The sequence below is a fragment of the Psychrobacter sp. 1U2 genome, assembly GCF_051847575.1.
The window spans coordinates 1-968 of the sequence record NZ_JBPYDC010000570.1 but is presented as its reverse complement, the minus strand read 5'-3'; the positions used below and the strand labels follow the sequence as shown (position 1 = coordinate 968).

At 46.5% G+C, this 968-nt stretch carries 1 protein-coding gene and 1 pseudogene; one reads left to right on the top strand and one right to left on the bottom strand.

Annotated elements, in window-relative coordinates; translation table 11 throughout:
• A partial coding sequence (gene truD / locus ACS8FD_RS17335; RefSeq protein ID WP_439276764.1) for a tRNA pseudouridine(13) synthase TruD occupies positions 1-501 on the top strand: 501 nt, incomplete at its 5' end.
• 41 nt (positions 502-542) lie between these two features.
• On the opposite strand, the pseudogene ACS8FD_RS17330 reads toward truD, so the two are convergent.
• Positions 543-968 (bottom strand): annotated as a pseudogene (locus ACS8FD_RS17330) (GGDEF domain-containing protein); the annotation flags it as partial.

Below are 968 nucleotides of genomic sequence, written 5' to 3'. Positions count from 1 at the left end.
CAACACACGATGGAGTTGTCTGCCGCGCGTAGTTTACTATTCAATGAGATATTGGCAGCCAGAGTACGCGACGGCAGTTGGAATACCGGACTTACCGGTGAAGTATTTAACTTAGATGGCTCAGGCTCGATATTTGCTAGTGAAGAGGTAGACGAGTCGCTACGTGCGCGTGTTGCCAGTGGGGATATTCATCCAACTGGTGTGCTGTGGGGCGTAGGTAACGATAAAGTCAGCGGCATAGCAGCCCAGCTCGAAAACGATATAGTACAGTGCAATCCATTATTAGCACAGCTAGCAGTGGGTCTAGAAAAACGCGACGTCAAAGCCCAACGACGAGCACTACGATTACCCGTTGAAGCGATGCGTTGGACGTGGCAAGAGGAACAAACAGATGGTAAGCAAACGCTCGTATTAAATTTTACTTTGACGACTGGCAGCTTTGCTACTAGTGTACTGGCAGGTTTGGTACAACAGCTAAGCAGCTCATCATCGAAGGTGTAAGGCTTTGTAGCTTTGTACTAAGTTATCCTGTTCATAACCGATTATGCATCTGTTTTTTGGCCGCTGGTTTTTTGACTGCTGTATAACTGCCCAATGCTGTCTTTTGCTACTGTCATCTCGTTGGCACTGACCACTTGATTGCGACCACGATCTTTGGCTTCGTACAATGCTTTGTCTGCGACTCTAATCAAACGCTGACAAATATCACTAGGCAACTGAGCATATCGCAGCTCTGACACTGGTATAGATGCGCGTTTGCTCTTACGAGACTTAATTGTCGGCAGCTTCGATAATGATGATGTCGCCACTGTTTCTTTGGATTTTATGGATGCATATCTTTGTCTGATGCAGGCGCGCTCAGCATGAGTCAAGGTATAAAGCCCTAGACTCGCCGTTATCTTAAAGCTTAGATTATGGTCTATTTGAAACACATGGGTAGCAATATCGCAACGCAGCTGTTCGGCAAT